Here is a 19,424-nt window from a genome sequence, read left to right as displayed (position 1 = left end):
CGGATGAGTTGGACGCGCTGAACCTACCCGAATACCATCACTACGACGATATGATTTCGTGCGCTGCGTGGCAGGCCGCACTCACATCACTGAACACCCATCTGACCCGGGTCTTGCAAGCCGCGCACGCCGAGACGGTTTTGAACGGCAACCTGTCCTATGCGCACAAGGCCCGCGACTTTTCAGGGCACGATCTTCTGCCGGCATTTGAAGGCAAGCGCCGCAACATGTTCGCGCTGGCTCGAAATGCACGCCACCTGTTTGAGGTCGGGGTCAACGGTGGTCACTCGCTGTTTCTGTCGCTCTGCGCCAATCCCGACCTGCGGGTCACCGCGGTGGATATCTGCCATCAGGTGGACCCCGACTGGGCGCGGGTCGACATCTATGTGCCTGCGGCGTTCAGCTGGCTGCAGGTTGCCTTTCCCGGACGGGCCGAGTTCATCACCGGCAACTCACTTGTCGAGCTGCCGCGCTACGCACAGGACCACCCGGATCGCACCATCGATTTGCTGCATCTGGACGGTGCCAAAGACACCCATCTGCGTGAGTTCCGGGCGATCTACCCCTGCCTGACCGAGCAGGCGCGGGTCATCGTCGACGATACCCAGCTTGGCCCGGTGCGGATCGGGATGCAGCAGATGCTGAAGCTGGGCATGGCGCGCCATATCGGCGACAACGATATCGGCGTCGAAATGGCCCGCGGACACCGCATCCTGACCGTTGTGAAATAGACATCTCCTGCCCCGAACCCGCAAACGCTTGACACGATGCTGCGGCGCAGCGGAAACTGGGTCTTATTTTGGTTCAGGAGATTTCATGATGTTTGGTCCGTTTTCGGTCTGGTCGCCCGAGTTCCGTTTTCCACTGAGCGGAGATGTGCAACAGGATATCGAACCCACCCTCGGCATACGGGGCGTGCCCGCGATTGAACACCGGGTGCAACGCGATGTGGCGAGCTATGGCACGCAACTGGGCAAGGTGCTGGCGGCGCTGCAAGCCCTGTCCGAAGCAACCGGGGTTGACCTGCACGAGATCGACGCGTTGGTCGACGGGGTTGAAGCGGTCAAGATCGAGTGCAAACAGGCCCTGCGGGATCACGCGGAGGAGGCGTTGCGGAAGTTGAAGCAAGCGGACCCGACGGGATTTGAGGCGTTGGTTGAAAGCGCTCGGGTTGTTTGAACAAGGCAATCAGGGTCGCACCGACCTGAGACGGGCGGAGCCCCGGGGCGCAAACGCGTTTGCAGCGATTGATCAGCAGAGCTGAGCGCAACTGGGCGGGTGGGTTGAAAAGAAATCATGCGGGTTGATGGTTTGAAAACCCTTCCTACGATGCCTGGGATCACACCCACCAGACAATGCGCCCGGTTTGGCTTGGTAGCTTTTTGACTGAAGTGCCCAAAAGAACCCTTAAGAAATGTTCATTTTGGCTTAATGCGAAGCATGTGAGGCAAAACTTACGTAACCCTTTGGTACTGATCAAACTTGCCGGGCGCAACGTTTGTCTCAGACACAGTCAGATCTTGCAATCGGTGAACAGACGGAGATCTCTTATGCAGTTTAGGAAAGCGAGCCAATCCAACTCCGCCACACATTCAAAGTCGGTTCCAATCGGCCAGGTTCGTGCGACTGTAGTCGCGGCATCCTGCTTTGCCGCCACCGCATCATGGGCGCAATCCGACGGGCCGCATGGGGCTGCTTTGGACTATCTGCAAAAAGATCTGGCAAACGTACAAGGGCTGGTCTGGACCGGGCATCTCAACCCGGACACCGACTCGGTTGGCGCCAGTTTGCTGGCAGCCCATATCTATGGTGGGCAGCCCGGAGTTCCGGGTTCGATCAACCCAGAATCCCGGTTCGCAATTGAACAGTGCAATGCGATTGAACCGAAGGCTATCGATGATTTTTCGGGAATGACTGTAGGGCTGGTCGACTTCAATCAAAGCACACAGCTTCCGCCCAGCATTGACCCTGAAACCATCGTCGCCTTGATCGACCATCACGCGCTTGGTGGATCGCCGGTCAACCTGTCCGAGGCCATCAGCATCGAGATGCGGCCATGGGGATCGACAGCGACAATTCTGGCCGACCAGGCGCAGATGCTTGGCGTTGAACTGCCTGCCTCCCTGTCCTGCATCGGGATGGCCGCGATCCTGTCCGATACCGTCAACCTGACCTTGCCAACCACCACGGACTATGACCGCCACTATGTGCAGGAACTGGCGCAGCAGGCTGGCATTGAGGATGTCGATACGTTTGCGGAAAACATGCTGCTGGCCAAATCCGACCTTAGCGCGCTGTCGGCGAAAGATATCGTTCTGCTGGACTACAAGGACTTCGTGTATGGCGGCAAGAATGTCGGCATCGGGGTCGCCGAGACATTGACGGCGCAGCAGCTGATCGACCGTCGTCACGAGTTAAAAGCCGCGATCGAAACGCAAAAGAATGCGAGCGGTCTGGACCACCTGGTCTTTGCGATTGTCGATACCCGCGATCAGAAATCCTACATGCTGTGGGGGGATGACACCGACAAGGACCTGGTTCTTACCGCATTCGGCGGAGAGATCGCGAATGACATGCTGGAAGCAGAAGACGTGATCTCCCGCAAGCGTCAGATTGGTCCGGCGATACAAAAAGCGGTTGAGAGTCAGTAACACCTGAACCGTTGAACACTGAAACTGCGGTCCGCGACCGACCCGAGGGGGGTGAGGCCCGTCTCGGAAGCGGTCCAGTGGAGTGAGAAAGCTTCCCGGAAACCATCCAGTGGATGGTTTCGCTTCCAAACGGGCGGAGCCCTCAGGGCCGAACGGGCGGAACCCCGGGGCGCAAACGCGCCGCCCGTTTTGCCGGAGGCAAACCTTCGGTTTGACGGGGGCGGGTCGGCGCGGCCCGGCAGTGCCGCCGGGCGGTTGGGTTCCGCGCAAAGTAAATTGCAATCACGCACCGCTCTGTGTTTTCAAGCAAAGAAAAACCTACTATTGGCACAATTTCGTTTTATCGTTCTTCGAAACAGAACGCTTCGTTCTGCAAACAAAAATGTGAGGGCACAGTGAAGGAACTATATACCATCGGATATGAAGGTTCCTCAGTCGAGAACCTTATCGAAACGCTTGTCGCATTGCAGATCAAGGTGCTGGCAGACGTTCGTGAGTTGCCGATTTCGAGAAAAAAAGGGCTTTCGAAGAACAAGCTTGCAGAACGTTTGGGCGAAGTAGGCATTAAATACATACACTTTAGAGCATTGGGAGACCCCAAGGAAGGTCGTGAGGCGGCCAAATCCGGTAACTTTACTAAATTCGAAGCCATTTTTCTTAACCATTTTGAAACCCAAAATGCGCAAGATGCATTCAGTGAACTACTCATGATTGCTGCCGACGAAAAAACTTGCATGATGTGCTTTGAAAGATGCGCAACCCATTGCCATCGCTCTTACATTGCAGATGCGGCTGCATCTGAAAACTTTGAAGTTTACAATTTAGTCGCAGACAGACCAGAGCAGTACCAAAAAGATGGATTTGAAATCCCGCGTTACCATCCTCGTCAAAGCCTCGCCGCAGCCGAGTAAGAAGCACTCAGAAACCGTCTGCTGTGCGGGGTTGCGCGAAGATGGCACCTGGAAGAGGCTTTTCCCCATTCGCTTTAGACGTCTAACCGGCAGTCAGGCTTTTTCGCGGTGGGATATCGTGGACTTTACGTATAGCCCTCCCAGAGATGACAATCGGGCCGAAAGTTGCAGGGTGCATGAAGAAAGCATCAGAATTGTAGGCAAGTGCAAACGATCGGAAGAAAAATCCAACCTAGTTGAACGAGCTATTCAGCCTTCGGAAAAATCAGCGATCAATAGCGGTCATTCGTTGGCGCTCGTTCGGCCAAACGATGTTTCTTTATCTTGGGAACGCCTATCCAAATCTGAAATTGAATCTGACCGGCAGAAGTTTGCAGATCAAGCTAAGCAGCTATCGCTTTTAGAAGAGGAGCTTGCAGCCTACGAACCTTGCCCTTTCAAGTTTAAACTTCGGTACAAAGATGCTGATGGAGAACACACCAAGACCTGTGCAGACTGGGAGACATCAGCTGCATATTTTAGCCTTCGCCACTCCTACTCTGAGCCCGAAGTTCTCCAGCATTTACAACGAACATATTGCGAAGAATATGTCGACACCGGATTGGTGTTGGCGCTTGGTAACATGAAGAGACGTCCTCAAACGTGGCAACTTCTTGGAGTGTTTCCAGTTAAGGAACCAACTCAAAAAGACTTGTTCGACCTCTGAACACTCAAGCGGTCAGACAGCATTAGCTGTCCATTTTAAGTGCTGAAATAAACGCCTCCTGCGGGATATCCACCTTCCCGAACTGACGCATCTTCTTTTTCCCAGCCTTCTGCTTGTCCAGCAGTTTGCGTTTCCGCGTGGCGTCGCCTCCGTAGCATTTGGCGGTCACGTCCTTGCGTAAGGCGGACAGGGTCTCGCGCGCGATGACCTTGCCGCCGATGGCCGCCTGGATCGGGATTTTGAACATGTGGCGCGGGATCAGGTCCTTGAGCTTTTCGCACATCGCCCGGCCCCGCATCTCGGCCCGGTCGCGGTGAACCATGGTCGACAGCGCATCGACCGGCTCGTCATTCACCAGCACCGACATCTTGACCAGATTGTCCTCGGTATAACCGGTCATCTGGTAGTCGAACGAGGCATAGCCCTTGGTCACCGATTTCAGGCGGTCGTAGAAGTCAAAGACGACCTCGTTCAGCGGCAGGTCATAGACGACCATGGCGCGGCTGCCCGCATAGGTCAGGTCCAGCTGGATGCCGCGGCGGTCCTGGCAGAGTTTCAGCACGTCGCCGAGGTATTCATCCGGAACTAAGATGGTCGCCTTGATGCGCGGTTCCTCGATATGGTCAACCTTGGAGGGGTCGGGCATGTCGGCGGGGTTGTGCAGCTCGATCATCTCCCCCTCTGAACCTTCTTTGGCTTTCATGTAGACGTGATAGATCACCGACGGCGCGGTGGTGATGAGCTCGATATCATATTCGCGTTCGATGCGGTCGCGGATGACCTCTAGGTGCAGAAGGCCAAGGAAACCGCAGCGGAAGCCAAAGCCAAGAGCGGCAGAGGTTTCCATTTCAAAGCTGAAGCTGGCGTCGTTCAGGGCCAGTTTGTCGATCGCGTCGCGCAGGTCTTCGAATTCGGAGCTGTCGACGGGGAAGAGGCCACAGAACACCACCGGCTGCGCGGGTTTGAAGCCCGTCAGGGCCTCTTCGGCGCCGTTGCGGTCATTGGTGATGGTGTCACCGACGCGGGTGTCGCGGACCTGTTTGATCGAAGCGGTGAGAAAGCCGATCTCACCGGGGCCAAGGCTGTCGACCATCTCCATCTCGGGCCGGAAAACACCGACGCGGTCCACATGGTGCAGGGTGCCGTTCGACATGAACTTGACCCGCATGCCCTTTTTCAACGTGCCGTCCATGATGCGGACCAGAACGATGACGCCGAGATAAGCGTCGTACCACGAATCCACCAGCATCGCCTTGAGCGGCGCGTCGAGATTGCCCTGCGGCGCGGGCAGTTGCTGCACGATGGCCTCCAGCGTTTCGTGGATGCCCTGCCCCGTCTTGGCGCTGACTTGAATGGCATCGGTCGCGTCGATGCCGATCACATCCTCGATCTGTTCGGCCACGCGGTCGCAGTCAGAGGCCGGCAGGTCGATCTTGTTCAGCACCGGCACGATCTCATGATCGGCATCGATGGCCTGATATACATTCGCCAGCGTCTGCGCCTCGACCCCTTGGGTCGAGTCCACAACCAGCAATGAGCCCTCGACCGCACGCATGGACCGGCTGACCTCATAGGCAAAGTCCACGTGGCCGGGGGTGTCGATCAGGTTCAGCACATATGCCTCGCCATTGTCGGCGGTATAGTCGATGCGAACCGTGTTGGCCTTGATCGTAATGCCGCGCTCGCGCTCGATATCCATGCTGTCGAGCAGCTGTTCCTTCATGTCGCGATCCTTGACCGTTCCGGTCTCTTGAATGAGCCGGTCAGCAAGGGTGGATTTGCCATGGTCGATATGCGCGACGATGGAGAAATTGCGGATATGCGCGAGGTCTGTCATGGGTTGGGGATATGTATAGATTCTGGAGTTTGGTCAATGGATGAAAGCACGAACGATCCGTATGACTCTTCTTTTACGCCCTCATCCGCCAATTCGCCTCATCTAGTCTTTCGGAAGCTGATGTATGCATTTGGAGCGACCGGACCCTACAAAATGCGGTCCATAAGTGCAGCAGATGGTAATCATGGTGCTGCGGACGGATCATCCAATACGCAAGACCAAAACCTCACTTATGACTATGAAGCTCTACCGGCTTTGACCACACTAGCTTATTTGCGGATTTTGTTAACGATCGAAACTTGCCTAGAGACGACCAACGCCGCAAACTTTAATGCGGCTGATCAAGCATTTAGCTGCGCTGAGTTTTTTGTCCGCAATGTTGGGGGCAGTTCGATATCAGTTAAGTTTTCATCCGCTTTTGATGCTCAAAGTTTTGATAGTGGGAATCGCGACACTACTCCAACTGCAGATAACTCTTACCTGTATGGAATTGGAAACGCACTGAAACCACTATGTGCAGTCTTCTACGCTGAGGAATTCACAAATACGGACCGAGACCGTTTTGCAGTTGAAGCATTTGAACTAGCTCGCAATGTTCTGGTTAATCACCCCAAAGGGTCAACATTCATAGGCTCCGCGCTCTCCAACGGTTTGACGAAGCCAGCGCCCACTTCCGCGACGCCAACTGAGTTAGAGTTGAGCCAAAATCTAGTTGGTTTCTTAGATTTTGAACCTCGCTGGTCATTTTGGTCGGAGTGGTTTCACAGCTTCTTAGAAGGTCGAAGTCTAGAACCGATACTTCAAAGACGAGTCGTCCAGATCGATGATGAAATCTGGGAATCCGGCCCGGATACAGTCGCAGCAGAAATCGAACGCATTCGAAAAGAGTTGGAGCAACAGCAACGAGCTGCTCGTGCCCCCATAGGGCCAACCGAATACGAAAAATCATTGGTTAAGAAATCAGTTGTTCAGAATCGTGATGCAATTGCGGTGTCCACCGCAGGGTTGATCGAGCAAGTGGAAGCTTTTCGAGAAAAGATCAGGGGCATGAATTCACTCGAAGCGGGTTTGCGCTGCGAAATTCTCGAGTTCATTGACTACTTTCATCGACACCTTCAGCAATTGCTTGAATCGTTACCTCAGTCAACCAATGAGATAAGTGAAGATCTCACCGGACGTATCGCACTATGGCTTCGCGACTACAGAGGTGTTTTGTGGACGAAACTGGCGCACTATTCGTCTCCCGAAAATATGGCGGAAGCAACGGTACCGACAGGCATTGTTTTGACGGCAACAGGAATTGGCGCGATGTTAGGTCAACCACTCGCGGGTGCAGCTGTAGGTGGGTTGATAACCAATCAGATGAAATCAACGCAAGCTGCAAAGGAATTGTTGAAACCCAAGGACAGCGGAGAAGCGGGCGACAAGTAAATGCCGCCCAAGGATAAAACCCAGCCTCTTAGACTCGTGCAATCACTTTTTCGCAACGTGTGATTGATCCCGAATCCAGTTTGATTCATACTCCGCCCCAGACCGAGAGGGGCGCAGACCCGTCCGGGCAGGCAAACACGAGGCAAGAGCATGAAACAGTTCCTCCTAATCGCACTCTGCGCCACGTCGATCTCGGCTGTGGCGCCGCAGGCCGTCGAGGCTTCGCAGATCAAGCGGGCGTGTCTGGCATCCGACCGGGCTGCAGCGACGCGACAGCGGTGCAGATGTATTCAGGGCGTGGCCAATGACACGCTGACAAATGGCGACCAGAGAACCGTCGCTAAATGGTTCACCGACCCGCATCAGGCGCAGGAGTTGAAGATGTCGAAAACCGCGCGCGATGACGCGTTGTGGGATCGGTATCAGAACTTTGGTCAGCTGGCACAGGCGATCTGCCGCTAGAGCCACTTACAATCTGCGTGCTTGACCTGATCCCGGCTGCGCCTCAGAAATGGCGCAGCGAAAGGTTTATTTCATGGTGATGAAAGGGCTGAGCCTGCGCGGGCTCGAAGTGTTCGAAGCGCTGGCGCGGACCGGATCGGTGGCGCAGGCGGCCGAGATCACGGGGCTCAGCCAGCCCTCGGTCAGCCAGCAACTCCGCAATCTGGAAAAGGCGCTTGGCACCGATCTGGTGGATCACGGGCGGCGGCCGATGCGGCTGACGCAGGCCGGGCGCAGCTTTCTGGCGCGCACCGAGGCGGTTCTGGCCGAGCTGCAAATGGCGCAGAGCGAACTGACAGTGATGGATCTGGGGCATCTGACGACTCTGTCCATCGGTCTGATCGACGATTTCGACAATGACCTGACGCCGCGTCTGGCAACCTTGCTGGCGGACAGTCTGACACGGTCGAAGTTCAAGCTGATCACCCTGCCCAGCCTTGAGATTTTCGAAGCGCTGGAGTCGCAGCGCCTGCACCTGGCTGTCTCGGCCCATAGCGGTGAGGTTCTGGAAGGGGTGGTCGAGTACCCGCTGGTTCGGGATCCGTTCATTCTGGTCGCGCCCAGAGGCGCTGGCGGCGTCGAGGCCGCGCTGCAGGACTTGCCGTTTTTGCGCTATGCCCGCGAGCAGTTGATCAGTCGGCAGATCGAGAGCCATCTGGCCCGGCAACAGATGGAGTTCGAGGAACGGTTCGAGATCGGGTCGCATCTGGCGCTGATGGCGATGGTGGCCCGGGGTGTTGGCTGGGCCATCACCACGCCGCTGGGCTATATGCGGGCCGCACGGTTCCATGACGGGATCGAGGCCCACCCGGCCCCGTTTGGCGACTTTGCGCGGATGATTTCCCTGTTCACCCGGTCCGACTGGTCCGATCAAGTGCCCCGCGAAGTGGCCGGGATGATGCGGAGGTTGATGCAGAGCCAGATCGTCGATCCTGCGCTTGTGCAGGTGCCTTGGCTGACCGACCGGTTGAAGGTGATGAGCAGTTAGGCTGCCGGTCCCCTTTTCGGTTACCCGAAGAGAAAAAATCTTACAGACAATTCAGCCCTGTGGGATCGCCTTGATGTGCGCTTCAATCTCGATTTCGAGCTCGTCCGCGCCTTCGTGATCCACAAGACCTTTAACGTCATAGACAGTACCAGAAGGTGAAATCGCCTTCAGCCCAAGGCGTGTACCATCGTCCTCAAGGCACTTGATGTCATAGACCCCGGAGTCCTCATTCAGAAACGCTTTGACATCCAGCGTATCTCCGTTGTCGGTACGCCCCTTTATCGACAACAGAGTGTTATCTGCGGTTATGGCCTTTACATCGGAATAGTCATCAACCGCTGTGTTCGGAAGCACCTTAACGTGCAACTCTTCATCGCTGAGATGGTTCAAAGCCTTGATGTGAAGCAGATCGTCGCTTTCTTCTTTCAAGGCCTTGATATCAAACGTGTTGCCGCCATCGTCAAAGGCCTTAACTGCCAGAGTTTCTCCATGCGACGCCAGGCACTTGATGTGCCAAACATTCTCTGCGGCAACGGGGCCCGCTGCCAACATTGCCGAAAATCCAATACTTGCGAAAAGCTCACGAGTGAGCATTTTTTTGATCTCCTTTGCGCAAAACGTCTCTGAAGGTCACGTGTTCAAAGCTCTCTATGGTTGAATAATCCGTAGCCGGAACGCGAATCGCCTGTCAACTCGTTGCAGCTTTCCTGCCCCCTCTTCAAAACGGGTTCCAAGCCCGGCAAAGGCACAGAATCAGATTCTATGTCGTGGTGGCACAAGTGCAGTTCAGTGAACGCGCATCCTTTGATCTGATCCTGACGAAAGACATCCGGCAACTCACAAAGACCGGTCGCTCGGAGCCTGGAGGCTGTCCGTGAAACCTTGCCGACCCAAGAATCCAAAGTTGTTCGGGTTTTTATCGCTGGGCTCGCAAACGCCCTTCCAACCCTTCTACCGCTGCCTCGATCAGGTCCAGCGCGCCCTCGAAATCCCTTGTGTAATACGGGTCGGGCACATGGTCGGCTTCTGCTTCGGGCGCAAAGTCAGTCAGCAGGCGCACAGGTGTTTCACTGGTTGCGGGACGCAAGGCCTCGATATCGGCGATATTGGCTGCATCCATACCAATGATCAGGTCAAAACGGTCGAAATCGGCCGCCGTGAACTGCCGCGCCCGCAAGGGGCTGAGGTCAATCCCGCGGGCGGCGGCGGCCGTCTGCATCGGCCCATAAGGCGGGTTGCCAGCGTGCCACCCCATCGTCCCGGCACTGTCGATCCTGTGATGCGGCGCACGCGCGCGAAGCGCACCTTCTGCAGCAGGAGACCGGCAGATGTTGCCCAGGCAGACAAAGAGGATACGGTGTGTCATGGGTCTCGGTTTAGCGCGGAGAGAAGAAATGGGAAAGATCGTCATCCTGACAGGGGCCGGGATTTCCGCAGAAAGCGGGCTGAGCACCTTTCGCGATGACGGTGGTCTGTGGGCGCAACACCGGATCGAGGATGTCGCCACGCCCGAGGGGTTCGCCCGCAACCCGGCCTTGGTGCAGGGGTTCTACAACGCCCGGCGGGTTCAGGCCCAAAAGGTGCAGCCAAACGCGGCACACCGCGCGCTGGCCCGGTTGCAGAGGGACTGGCCCGAAGAGGTGGTGATTGTTACGCAGAATGTCGACAGTCTGCACGAGGCCGGTGGCGCCCGGGGTGTGATCCATATGCACGGCACTCTGGCCGGCGCCCTTTGCGGCGCGTGCGGGCACCGATGGACAGCCCCACCGGAAATGGAGGTAGGAGAACCCTGTATCGCCTGCCACGCGCCTGCAGCACGGCCCGACGTGGTCTGGTTTGGTGAGATGCCATATCACATGGACCAGATTTACGACCATCTGGCCGGCGCATCGGTGTTTGCCGCAATCGGCACATCCGGCCAGGTCTATCCCGCTGCGGCTTTTGTGCATGAGGCGCAAGCGGCCGGGGCCGAGACAATCGAAATCAATCTTGCGCCATCGGTCGGCGCCCGAGTGTTCGACGACCAGCTTGTCGGCAAGGCCACCGAGACCGTGCCACACTGGGTGGATCGGTTGCTGGGACAGACGCCATGAGCCGGGATCGCAATAACTGCAGACGCCGCAGGGTTTTGTCGGTTAGTCTGAGCCGCATTCAGAAGAGGTTTTTGTCATGACAGATCAGGATCCCCGAACCGGCGAAATTCTTGAGGACGACAGCATGAAGGAGCGGGACAGGCTGGGCGACAAGCTGGCTGGCCTGTGGTGGACCTTTTTGCTGCGCGGCTGCCTGGCGGCCGCAGTTGGTATTGCCGCCCTGTTCTGGCCCACCGGAAGTATCTCGTTTCTGTTGCGGCTGGTTGGTGCCCTGCTGGTACTCGACGGCGCGTTGACGCTGCTGGGCTTTGGGCGGCGTGGCCTTATCGGAGGATTCGGCGTTTTTGCGGCCTTGATTGGCCTGATCTTGCTGGTCTGGCCCGAAGGCGCGGCCAGACTGGCCTTTTTCCTGATCGGGGCCTGGGCGCTGATCATCGGAATTGGGTCGCTGATGGCGGGACGGCAGATGCATGAATCGGATCCTCAACGCGTCACCATGCGCAACTCGGGTCTGATCGCGCTGATCATCGGTCTGGTCCTGATCTTCTGGCCCGGCAGCGGTCTGGTCGCGCTGGGCTGGGCCATTGCTTTTTCTGCACTGGCTTTCGCCGGTGTCATGTTCTGGCTGGCGGCGCGATTCCAGCGGGCGGGCGATCAAGTGGGTATGAAAACGATCAACAGATAGGCGGCAGCGCAGCGACAGCCACCTACGAAAACAGGCCGGGCATCCCCCGGCCTGACGCATGGATGACGGCCGCGAAGCGGCCCGAAGACAGGCGTACTCGGCCTAATTTGTCCCGTGACCGCCTTTGTCGTGACGCTCCAGATCGACGGGAACCTCAAGTACAACTTCACCTGCCTGCTCAAAGATGAGGGTGACGGGAACCGTATCACCCTGTTCAAACGGCGCCTTCAGCCCCATGAACATAACGTGATCTCCACCGCGTTTCAGCATATGAGCCTCTCCGGCCGGGATGACAAAGCCCTCTTCGACATGGACCATCTTGGCGACGCCAGCGTCATCGATCTGGTGCGTATGCAACTCGACACGGGCGGCGACGTCCGAGGTTGCGCTGACCAGACGGTCATCCGTGTCTCCCTGGTTCTGGATCATCATGAAGGCCGCACCAGCCATTGCCGACTTACCGGCGGACCGGGCATAGGCGTCCTCGACCACGATGGTGCCTTCGGCAAGGGCGGGAATCGCCAACGACATGGCCGCGAGCGTTGTGAACAGAGTAGTTTTGAGGGACATCGTGCCTCTCCTGTGTAAAGGTCTGAAAAACTTGGGATTTGCGTCAGACCATCACAGGTGGCGACCGGGCCGGCTGATCCGGCACCGGCAAGGCGATGAGACTGCCGGATTGCTGCGGCGGCGCGGGTTGCGTGAGCTGCGGGGCGTCCGGCAGCGTCACAGGCGCAGCCGCAACTGCACCCAAAAGCGCCAACGCATAATCCGGGCAGTAGTGAGGCGGAGAAGTTGGCTGCCCGTGCTCGTCAACGTGGACGACAACCGGGCCAGACCCGGTGCACAGCACGATCTGTCCGACCGCATTGTCGATACCGCGCGACGCCGCGACCCCCTGCCCGGTCAGAATCACCAGCAGGGACAGCACGAGGGGCAGAGATTTCGTCAGAACAACTCTCATCCTGGCACCGGTATAGGCCGGGGACGAAATGCGCTTCAAGCGCCAAAGGGTCGCGCTTGAAGCCCGGGTTCAGTAATCCAGTCCGGGCCGCTTGACCGACCCTTTGGTGAGGCTGGTGTGAGAGCGGTTCACCCAGCGCTGCATCCGGCTGCAAGCCGCGATTGTTTTGCCGACCAAGGCTGCCACCACAAGGAAAAAATAAAAACTCTTTAAAGACATAGGATGGTCCCCCAAAACCGATGAGCCCAGTCTAATTCGCGCAAAGAGCCAAAGTATGTGAACGAGGTCACCGATCCGGAACTTTTTTCCAAATCATGGACAATTCAGGCAGAGAGTTTCCTGTGTAAGAACAAAAAAGCCCCGCACCACCAGGTGCAGGGCTTAAAATCCGAGATTGAAGAAGATCAGGCCGATGCCTGTGCCTTGGCGATTTCTTTCTTCACTTTCAATGCGTTTGCGGACAGCTCGTCATCCTTGGCTTTCGCCAGGAACGCGTCCAGACCACCACGGTGGTCCACGGAACGCAGGGCAGCCGCCGAGATGCGCAGCTTGACGCCACGACCCAGGGTTTCCGACTGCAGAGTGACGTCGTTCAGGTTGGGCAGAAAACGACGGCGGGTTCTGTTTTTGGCGTGGCTGACATTGTTGCCAGTCATCGGGCCTTTTCCGGTCAGTTCGCAACGGCGCGACATGGTTTCTTCCTTTGTTTCTGGAGGCCGGGTACAAGACCCGCGGCCAAATCACAAGGGGCGCAACCCGAAGTCGCGCCCGAAAACTGGTTGGATGCGTGTAGTGGGAATCGCCAGAAGGGTCAAGACAGCCAACGCGAAATCTTTCCGCCCTGCCCGCGAGGTTGCAAAAGCACAGCCTCCCGCCTCAATCTGCTGAGATGTCCCCATCCCCGATGCAACGGCAGCTTGCTCAGATAGCCCGGAGCAGCGGCTTTCCGTTTCTGAGATGCCGTGCGACCAACTGGTTTTGCTGGCGCCCTCGCGGGATGTACCTGGCAGGATCGGTGACATGGGCCAGATCGGTCAGTTCAGGGAACAGGGTAAAGATTTCACGCCGGGCCTCTGCCGTCAGGGCGTTGAGCGCTTCGGGCCCGGTAAACAGGCTTTCCGTCGGTGCGTTCTCTGCAAAAATAATCTGGTGCCGGTCAAACAGCAGGTGGTAATATTCGACGCTGTTTGTCTGTTCATCGACATAAATACCGGGCAGGGAAATCAGCTTGATCGCCGGGATCAGGACCTCGGACGCGCCGAACATGCGCATCGCGATTTTCGAATTCACCAGCATGCGGTGCTGGCGGGATACCAACAGGTCACAACTGGGCAGTCCTCCGCCCAACGCGCCGGCCATGATGCGAATCGGACGAAGCTTTGGGTTGTCTGCCAGCGCGGTGGCGTCCAGCTTTCGGCACCCTATCCAACGGATCGGCTGAAACCCGTCGCCAACTGTAAAGACCATTTCGTTGGGGCGCAGTTCCTGAATGCTCACATCGCCTCTTTGCGTCCGGATCAGAGTGTTCCGCGTAAAGCAAGGAACACCGGTGCCGTTTTCAAATGCCGAGTAAGTGACGGTCGTGCCGGATGGCAATGTGAACGTCCCGCTGGACAGGGAATAGCTGGTTCCGGCCACAACGGTAAATGAACCAAAGGTGCTGTCATTGATAACAGTCCCCTCGGGCAGGTTCAGGGTGTCGGTCCCACCACCGCCCCGAACGTCGCCCGACACGCTGGTGCTGCGGAAATCCAGGGTATCGTTGCCGCCGCCCAGCCGGATATTGGCGATATCCGACCCGCGCACGGTGACGGTGTCCGCGTCGGCGCCGGCGGCCAAAGTCCCGCCGATTGTGCTGCCAGTGATGGTAATGTCGTCACTGCCGCCATTGCCGCGTACAACGCCAACAATCGTGCTGTTGGTAACCGTGATCTCGTCATCGCCCTGCCGACTGCGAATATTGTCGATCGGCGAGCCCTGTGGCGTGCCATTCAGGGTACCGTTGTTGTTTGTGACTTCAATATCGTCGTCAGAATTGGTGCCGTTTATGTCAGGCATGATCGACGGGTCCTGTTAAGCCGGTCCGGTTGCGAAGACGCGTGGTGTTTCACGCACCTCGGAACGTCAAAGCGCGCGTCTGAAAACTGAATATTCACTCGTCATACATGATTAGAGATGATCGCGCCACTTTTGCAGCGAACAATGCAAAGGCGATTCTCAGACCGTCGACAAGAGTTTCAGCATGCGATCCGCAGCGGCAGAAGGGCTCAGGTCGCCTGAACCGACAAGATTGCTGAGTTGCTCCATTTCGGTTCGGGCCTCGGGTGTGTCCAATCTGGCAAGCAGTGCATGCCGGACCTCCTGGTCAAACCAGTATCGTGCCTGTGCCGCGCGGTTGGCATCCCAATGGCCCGCCTCGCGCCGCCATTGCGTGAGAGTTTTGATTTCTTCCCACGCTTTGTCCAGCCCGTGTTCCTCGACCGCCGAGACGGTCATCGCCTTGGGAAAACCCTCAGGGTCCTGCGGGCGTTTGCGCAACAGGCGCAGCGCACCCGCATAGTCGGCGCAGGTCCGGGTGGCAGTGGTTTTCAGGTCGCCATCCGCCTTGTTGATCAGGATGATATCAGCCATCTCCATGATCCCGCGTTTGACACCCTGCAATTCGTCACCTCCGGCCGGTGCCAGCAGGAGCAGGAACAAGTCGGACAGCTCGGACACGACCGTTTCGGATTGTCCCACACCCACGGTTTCGATCAGGACCACATCATAGCCAGCGGCCTCGCACAGGGCGATGGCTTCGCGCGTTCTACGAGCCACGCCGCCCAGATGCGTCTGGCTGGGGGACGGGCGGATAAAGGCGTTCTTTTCCCGGCTCAGGCGTTCCATCCGGGTCTTGTCCCCCAAAATCGAACCCCCTGAGCGGGCCGAACTGGGGTCGACCGCCAAAACCGCAACGCGCAGCCCCTGCCCCGTCAGCATCATGCCAAAGCTCTCGATAAAGGTGGATTTACCCACGCCCGGTGTTCCCGACAAACCGATGCGCAGCGACTGCCGGCCTGACCCTGCCAGATGCGCCAGCAAGTCTGAGGCTTGCGCCCGATGATCGGCCCGGTTGCTTTCAACCAGAGTAATCCCGCGGGCCAGCGCCCGGCGCTCGCCCTTCAAAATCCTGTCACCAAGGCTGTGTTCTTGCATTCTCGTCCCGATCCTTGCGGCAGGAGTAGTTGCCGTTTTCCCGGGCTGTTTGTCCAGTCCGGAGCGGGCAGGAATTGCAAGCGATGTCGATTGATTGCCAATTTCTTGACTTGCACCGATGTTGCACTGCCCGGCTTTGGATTGGCTGAGCAGCAGCACGAGCGTTTTTCGTTGCGCGCACCGGGCGTCAAAATGGCCAAATAGCCGGAACTGGACGGCATAGGCCCGATATCGGATAAGGGCCGGATGAAGACCCGCCTGCCCATCGACGACGCAATTCCTGAACTTCTGCAAGCCCTGCGGGACCGGGGCCGGGCCGTTCTGCAAGCCCCGCCCGGTACGGGCAAAACCACGCGGGTTCCGCTGGAGATGCTTCAGGCGGACCTGTGCCCGGGCAAGATCATGATGCTGGAGCCCAGACGGCTGGCGGCACGGGCAGCGGCGGACCGAATGGCGGAAACGCTGGGCGAACGCACCGGGCAGACGGTGGGATACCGCGTGCGCGGCGACGCCAAGGTGTCCAAGACAACCCGGATCGAAGTGGTGACCGAAGGAATTCTGACCCGGGTGCTTCAATCCGAGCCTGACCTGCCCGGCGTGGGCGCAGTCATATTCGACGAGTTTCACGAACGGTCTTTGAATGCCGATCTGGGGCTGGCCCTGTGCCTGGAGGTCACGCAAGCGCTGCGCGACGATCTGATCCTGCTGGCGATGTCGGCAACGCTGGATGCCGGGCCGGTGGCGCAATTGATGGATGCGCCTCTGGTGACCTCGGACGGGCGCAGCTATCCAGTTGAAACGCGATGGCTGGACCGGCCCCTGCCCGCCCGGACCAGACGTCTGGATGCGCTGATCGATCTGGTCGTTCAGGCCGAGCAGGACACCCGCGCGACCGGCGGCGGGATATTGGTGTTTCTGCCCGGCGAGGGTGAAATCCGGCGCGCCGAAGCGGCGTTGGCTGGCCGCTTGCCGCCGGATTGCTGTGTTCGGCCTTTGTTCGGGGCCCTGCCCTTTGCCGCCCAGCGCGCGGCGATTGCGCCCCTAGATCAAGGGCGCAAAGTTGTGCTGGCGACGTCCATTGCCGAAACCTCTCTGACCCTTCCAGATATTCGGGTTGTGGTCGATATGGGACAGGCCCGCCGGGCACGGTTCGATCCGGGATCGGGCATGTCCCGGCTGGTGACCGAACGAGTCACCCGGGCCGAAGCGACGCAACGCGCGGGACGCGCCGGACGGGTCGCCGAGGGGGTTTGCTATCGGCTGTGGTCCAAGGGTGAGGACGGTGCGCTGGCCGCATATCCCCCCGCCGAGATCGAAGCGGCCGATCTGACGGGACTGGCGTTGGAACTGGTGCTGTGGGGCGCGGATGCCGGGGATCTGGCCTTTCTGACGCCGCCGCCGGCGGGTGCGCTGTCTGAGGCCCGCACGCTGTTGGCCATGCTGGGTGCGCTGGATGGCAAGGGGCGGATCACCGGGCACGGGCGGGACCTGGCGGCGCTGCCCCTGCATCCACGGTTGGCGCATATGCTGGTGACTGCGGGGGCACAGGCCGCCCCGCTGGCGGCGCTGATGGCAGATCGGGATCCTCTCAAGGGGGCGCCATCAGACATCGCTTTGCGGTTAGAAGCGCTCCGGAATGTGCGAGACTTTCAACGCAAGCGGGTCTGGCAAGTGAACGCAGGCGCCGTGGAGCGGATCAACACCGAGGCCCGGCGGTTGGCGTCTCAGGCTGGGCGTACTGCGGAGAGGCAGAGCTCTGCGGCCATGGCTGCTCTAGCGTATCCCGACCGGATCGGACAGCGGCGAAAGGGCGACAACCCCCGCTACGTACTTTCAGGCGGCAAGGGGGTAAGTCTCGACAGCAGCGACACCTTGGCCACCGCCCCCTATCTTGTCGTCACCGACACCGATGGAAACCCGCGAGAGGCGCGTGTGCGGATGGCCGTGCAAATCACCGAGCGTGAAATCCGCGATCTGTTTTCAGACCAGATTTCCTGGGCGGACAACTGTGTCTGGTCCAAGCGGGACCGAAGGGTCGTCGCGCGCCGACAGGAACGCTTGGGCGCTGTCATGCTGGGGGACCGCATCTGGAAGGACGTGCCCGAAGACGCCGTGGCACAGGCCATGCTGGATGGGGTGCGGGACCTTGGGTTGAGGCTGGACGGCGCGGCCGCGCGGCTGGCGACGCGGGTTGAGCTGGTGCGCGCGGATGGGGTGGATCTGCCGGATTTCTCTGATGCAGGATTGCTGGCAGATCTCGAAAACTGGCTGTTGCCAGTGCTATCGGGCGTTCGAAATGCTGACGACTGGAAGCGGTTTGATCTGTTGCCAGCCCTGCGTGCGCGGTTGGACTGGTCCCAGACACAGGAACTGGACAGGCGCGCACCGGCATCCTTTGAAACGCCGCTGGGCCGCAAGGTGGCGATTGACTATGGCGGCGCGGCGCCCGAAATATCGGTGAGATTGCAGGAAATGTTCGGCGTCACACGGCACCCTGTGGTGGGTGGCACCCCGCTGAAGATCACACTTTTGTCCCCTGCGCAGCGACCGATTCAGATCACGCGCGATTTGCCCGGGTTCTGGGCGGGCTCCTATGCTGACGTACGCAAAGACATGCGGGCACAATATCCCAAGCATCCCTGGCCGGAAGACCCGACCCAGGCCGACCCCACCCTGCGGGCCAAGCGCAGGCAGAAATAGGCCAGATTGGTCTTACGATTGCTGCACCGCATCCGATCCGCGCGCGTATATGGTTAAAAATCCATACCTGGCGAAAATGAGTAACAGTTTTCGGGCAGATTCAGGCAGATTCCACCGATAAAGTTGCATCTGAAACACTTCATAGTTATGTCACGTCATCTTAAGAGACCACATTTAGTATGTATCGTACGATGATGACATGGCTGCAGCATACCTTGGATGAGGCCGTAAGATCGGTCTTCCGGCGCCCCAAACGGGTGCAGGTTGCAGCGTTGTGCACACGCCAGAGCGGCGATGGCGAAGACGTCCTGCTGATCACCAGCCGGGATACCGGGCGCTGGATTATCCCGAAGGGGTGGCCGATTGATGGGCTGGACGGGGCCGAAACCGCCGCACAGGAAGCGTGGGAAGAGGCCGGCGTTCGCGCGAAAGCGGTGGACAAGGATCCCGTAGGTCATTTCACGTATGACAAAATCCTCAAAGACGGCTCTGCCGAGCCGGTTCTGACCAGCGTCTACCATATTGAAGTGAACGAACTGGCAGAGGATTACCCCGAGGTGGGTCAGCGCAAGCGGCGCTGGGTGTCCCCCCAGGTTGCGGCCAAACGGGTTCAGGAACCCGAATTGCAGGCCTTGCTGCTGCAAATGTGAGGCACCTGCCGCGGCTTTCCAGAATACACATGCTCCGCTGCGGGAGGCCTGTAGCAGCCAGCATGCTGAACAGATGTACAGTTGATCCGATACCAAACCCGAGGCCGGGTCG

20 protein-coding genes are annotated in these 19,424 nt (G+C 58.4%); 12 read left to right on the top strand and 8 right to left on the bottom strand.

Annotated elements, in window-relative coordinates:
* Positions 1-8 precede the first annotated feature (8 nt).
* From ACR3E0_RS07010 to ACR3E0_RS06990, 5 genes are all read left to right on the top strand, one after another.
* Positions 9-731 carry a class I SAM-dependent methyltransferase gene (locus ACR3E0_RS07010; RefSeq protein ID WP_480477492.1) on the top strand — a complete coding sequence of 241 codons (723 nt, stop codon included), beginning with the start codon at positions 9-11 and terminating at the stop codon, positions 729-731.
* An 88-nt stretch (positions 732-819) separates the two neighbouring features.
* Positions 820-1,179: a hypothetical protein gene (locus ACR3E0_RS07005; RefSeq protein WP_480477490.1), complete on the top strand. Its 360-nt coding sequence runs from the start codon at positions 820-822 to the stop codon at positions 1,177-1,179.
* 371 nt (positions 1,180-1,550) lie between these two features.
* Positions 1,551-2,651, top strand: coding sequence for a manganese-dependent inorganic pyrophosphatase (locus tag ACR3E0_RS07000; protein WP_480477488.1), 1,101 nt, complete (start codon positions 1,551-1,553; stop codon positions 2,649-2,651).
* A gap of 395 nt (positions 2,652-3,046) precedes the next feature.
* The gene (locus tag ACR3E0_RS06995; protein WP_480477486.1) at positions 3,047-3,562 is read left to right on the top strand and encodes a DUF488 domain-containing protein; all 516 of its coding nucleotides are present in this window, start codon (positions 3,047-3,049) and stop codon (positions 3,560-3,562) included.
* Positions 3,507-4,268: a hypothetical protein gene (locus tag ACR3E0_RS06990; protein WP_480477484.1), complete on the top strand. Its 762-nt coding sequence runs from the start codon at positions 3,507-3,509 to the stop codon at positions 4,266-4,268. Before ACR3E0_RS06995 ends, ACR3E0_RS06990 begins: the two co-directional genes overlap by 56 nt.
* A gap of 22 nt (positions 4,269-4,290) precedes the next feature.
* Here the strand turns inward: ACR3E0_RS06990 and lepA are convergent, their stop codons facing one another.
* Entirely contained in the window at positions 4,291-6,105 is a 1,815-nt protein-coding gene (gene lepA, locus ACR3E0_RS06985; RefSeq protein ID WP_480477482.1) for a translation elongation factor 4, read from the bottom strand.
* Between the two features lie 36 nt (positions 6,106-6,141).
* On the opposite strand from lepA, the gene ACR3E0_RS06980 reads away from it, so the two are divergent.
* The 3 genes from ACR3E0_RS06980 to ACR3E0_RS06970 all read left to right on the top strand — a co-directional run bounded on the left by ACR3E0_RS06980 (position 6,142) and on the right by ACR3E0_RS06970 (position 9,025).
* On the top strand, positions 6,142-7,536 hold the full coding sequence (locus ACR3E0_RS06980) for a hypothetical protein (protein WP_480477480.1): 1,395 nt from the start codon (positions 6,142-6,144) through the stop codon (positions 7,534-7,536).
* Between the two features lie 150 nt (positions 7,537-7,686).
* The gene (locus ACR3E0_RS06975) at positions 7,687-7,998 is read left to right on the top strand and encodes a hypothetical protein (RefSeq protein WP_170432237.1); all 312 of its coding nucleotides are present in this window, start codon (positions 7,687-7,689) and stop codon (positions 7,996-7,998) included.
* 73 nt (positions 7,999-8,071) lie between these two features.
* On the top strand, positions 8,072-9,025 hold the full coding sequence (locus ACR3E0_RS06970; protein ID WP_480480965.1) for a LysR family transcriptional regulator: 954 nt from the start codon (positions 8,072-8,074) through the stop codon (positions 9,023-9,025).
* A 51-nt stretch (positions 9,026-9,076) separates the two neighbouring features.
* Here ACR3E0_RS06970 and ACR3E0_RS06965 read toward each other — a convergent pair whose 3' ends face one another.
* Together ACR3E0_RS06965 and ACR3E0_RS06960 are read right to left on the bottom strand one after the other, a co-directional pair.
* Positions 9,077-9,577 (bottom strand): DUF7486 family protein, encoded by a 501-nt coding sequence (locus ACR3E0_RS06965; protein ID WP_480477478.1) that lies wholly within the window; start codon positions 9,575-9,577, stop codon positions 9,077-9,079.
* 364 nt (positions 9,578-9,941) lie between these two features.
* Positions 9,942-10,391 carry a low molecular weight protein-tyrosine-phosphatase gene (locus ACR3E0_RS06960; RefSeq protein ID WP_480477476.1) on the bottom strand — a complete coding sequence of 150 codons (450 nt, stop codon included), beginning with the start codon at positions 10,389-10,391 and terminating at the stop codon, positions 9,942-9,944.
* A gap of 28 nt (positions 10,392-10,419) precedes the next feature.
* Between ACR3E0_RS06960 and ACR3E0_RS06955 the strand changes: the two genes are divergently transcribed.
* Both ACR3E0_RS06955 and ACR3E0_RS06950 read left to right on the top strand, forming a co-directional pair.
* Positions 10,420-11,118, top strand: coding sequence for an NAD-dependent deacylase (locus ACR3E0_RS06955; protein WP_480477474.1), 699 nt, complete (start codon positions 10,420-10,422; stop codon positions 11,116-11,118).
* 76 nt (positions 11,119-11,194) lie between these two features.
* Entirely contained in the window at positions 11,195-11,803 is a 609-nt protein-coding gene (locus ACR3E0_RS06950) for an HdeD family acid-resistance protein (protein WP_480477472.1), read from the top strand.
* Between the two features lie 102 nt (positions 11,804-11,905).
* On the opposite strand, the gene ACR3E0_RS06945 is transcribed toward ACR3E0_RS06950, so the two are convergent.
* The 5 genes from ACR3E0_RS06945 to meaB all read right to left on the bottom strand — a co-directional run bounded on the left by ACR3E0_RS06945 (position 11,906) and on the right by meaB (position 15,962).
* Positions 11,906-12,373 carry a copper chaperone PCu(A)C gene (locus tag ACR3E0_RS06945; RefSeq protein ID WP_480477470.1) on the bottom strand — a complete coding sequence of 156 codons (468 nt, stop codon included), beginning with the start codon at positions 12,371-12,373 and terminating at the stop codon, positions 11,906-11,908.
* Positions 12,374-12,416: 43 nt separating this feature from the next.
* Positions 12,417-12,767: a hypothetical protein gene (locus ACR3E0_RS06940; protein ID WP_480477468.1), complete on the bottom strand. Its 351-nt coding sequence runs from the start codon at positions 12,765-12,767 to the stop codon at positions 12,417-12,419.
* A gap of 404 nt (positions 12,768-13,171) precedes the next feature.
* Positions 13,172-13,459, bottom strand: a complete 288-nt coding sequence (gene rpmB / locus ACR3E0_RS06935; protein WP_008756960.1) for a 50S ribosomal protein L28 — start codon at positions 13,457-13,459, stop codon at positions 13,172-13,174.
* 229 nt (positions 13,460-13,688) lie between these two features.
* A complete protein-coding gene (locus tag ACR3E0_RS06930; protein ID WP_480477466.1) occupies positions 13,689-14,825 on the bottom strand; it encodes a Hint domain-containing protein in 1,137 nt (378 codons plus the stop codon).
* Positions 14,826-14,984: 159 nt separating this feature from the next.
* Entirely contained in the window at positions 14,985-15,962 is a 978-nt protein-coding gene (gene meaB / locus ACR3E0_RS06925; protein ID WP_480477464.1) for a methylmalonyl Co-A mutase-associated GTPase MeaB, read from the bottom strand.
* Positions 15,963-16,208: 246 nt separating this feature from the next.
* Here meaB and hrpB point away from each other — a divergent pair, with 246 nt between their 5' ends.
* Both hrpB and ACR3E0_RS06915 read left to right on the top strand, forming a co-directional pair.
* A complete protein-coding gene (gene hrpB / locus ACR3E0_RS06920) occupies positions 16,209-18,662 on the top strand; it encodes an ATP-dependent helicase HrpB (protein ID WP_480477462.1) in 2,454 nt (817 codons plus the stop codon).
* A gap of 191 nt (positions 18,663-18,853) precedes the next feature.
* On the top strand, positions 18,854-19,312 hold the full coding sequence (locus tag ACR3E0_RS06915; RefSeq protein WP_480480963.1) for an NUDIX hydrolase: 459 nt from the start codon (positions 18,854-18,856) through the stop codon (positions 19,310-19,312).
* Positions 19,313-19,424: the final 112 nt, after the last annotated feature.

This window comes from Ruegeria sp. AJ12 (assembly GCF_056536245.1).
This window is presented reverse-complemented; position numbering and strand designations above follow the sequence as displayed.

Coding starts and splice junctions, on each gene's coding strand:
- ACR3E0_RS07005 (WP_480477490.1), top strand. CDS start 820: ATGTTTGGTCCGTTTTCGGTCTGGTCGCCCGAGTTCCGTTTTCCACTG.
- ACR3E0_RS07000 (WP_480477488.1), top strand. CDS start 1,551: ATGCAGTTTAGGAAAGCGAGCCAATCCAACTCCGCCACACATTCAAAG.
- ACR3E0_RS06990 (WP_480477484.1), top strand. CDS start 3,507: ATGGATTTGAAATCCCGCGTTACCATCCTCGTCAAAGCCTCGCCGCAG.
- lepA (WP_480477482.1), bottom strand. CDS start 6,105: ATGACAGACCTCGCGCATATCCGCAATTTCTCCATCGTCGCGCATATC.
- ACR3E0_RS06980 (WP_480477480.1), top strand. CDS start 6,142: ATGGATGAAAGCACGAACGATCCGTATGACTCTTCTTTTACGCCCTCA.
- ACR3E0_RS06975 (WP_170432237.1), top strand. CDS start 7,687: ATGAAACAGTTCCTCCTAATCGCACTCTGCGCCACGTCGATCTCGGCT.
- ACR3E0_RS06970 (WP_480480965.1), top strand. CDS start 8,072: ATGGTGATGAAAGGGCTGAGCCTGCGCGGGCTCGAAGTGTTCGAAGCG.
- ACR3E0_RS06965 (WP_480477478.1), bottom strand. CDS start 9,577: ATGTTGGCAGCGGGCCCCGTTGCCGCAGAGAATGTTTGGCACATCAAG.
- ACR3E0_RS06960 (WP_480477476.1), bottom strand. CDS start 10,391: ATGACACACCGTATCCTCTTTGTCTGCCTGGGCAACATCTGCCGGTCT.
- ACR3E0_RS06955 (WP_480477474.1), top strand. CDS start 10,420: ATGGGAAAGATCGTCATCCTGACAGGGGCCGGGATTTCCGCAGAAAGC.
- ACR3E0_RS06950 (WP_480477472.1), top strand. CDS start 11,195: ATGACAGATCAGGATCCCCGAACCGGCGAAATTCTTGAGGACGACAGC.
- ACR3E0_RS06945 (WP_480477470.1), bottom strand. CDS start 12,373: ATGTCCCTCAAAACTACTCTGTTCACAACGCTCGCGGCCATGTCGTTG.
- ACR3E0_RS06940 (WP_480477468.1), bottom strand. CDS start 12,767: ATGAGAGTTGTTCTGACGAAATCTCTGCCCCTCGTGCTGTCCCTGCTG.
- rpmB (WP_008756960.1), bottom strand. CDS start 13,459: ATGTCGCGCCGTTGCGAACTGACCGGAAAAGGCCCGATGACTGGCAAC.
- ACR3E0_RS06930 (WP_480477466.1), bottom strand. CDS start 14,825: ATGCCTGACATAAACGGCACCAATTCTGACGACGATATTGAAGTCACA.
- meaB (WP_480477464.1), bottom strand. CDS start 15,962: ATGCAAGAACACAGCCTTGGTGACAGGATTTTGAAGGGCGAGCGCCGG.
- hrpB (WP_480477462.1), top strand. CDS start 16,209: ATGAAGACCCGCCTGCCCATCGACGACGCAATTCCTGAACTTCTGCAA.
- ACR3E0_RS06915 (WP_480480963.1), top strand. CDS start 18,854: ATGATGACATGGCTGCAGCATACCTTGGATGAGGCCGTAAGATCGGTC.